Below are 258 nucleotides of genomic sequence, written 5' to 3'. Positions count from 1 at the left end.
CATTTGATCCCAATACCCAAAAGATAAAAAGTCCACTGGGTGCCATTGGTGTATTCTGGAATACGGATTACATTCAGCTGATATCTCAGGCAACGATCCTCAAAAAAAATAATAATCTTAACCGCTACAATTTAGTAAATCCTCTTAATACAACAGAGGCCCAGACAACCACTGTTTATTATGATATCCAGACTTTGGGATGGACTACCGATTTGGTTTTAAAACCATTCAAGGGGTTTAATCTTCATTATTTAATTA

1 protein-coding gene is annotated in these 258 nt (G+C 35.7%); it reads left to right on the top strand.

All coding sequences use genetic code 11. The features are described from left to right. A partial coding sequence (locus tag SB786_RS36795) for a hypothetical protein (RefSeq protein ID WP_410731659.1) occupies nt 1–258 on the top strand: 258 nt, incomplete at both ends.

It is taken from the genome of Burkholderia sp. SIMBA_062, assembly GCF_046534765.1.
In the GTDB taxonomy this organism is placed as follows: Bacteria; Pseudomonadota; Gammaproteobacteria; order Burkholderiales; family Burkholderiaceae; genus Burkholderia; species Burkholderia ambifaria.
Note: the sequence above shows the minus strand (reverse complement) of the source record. Positions and strands in the feature narration are given on the sequence as shown.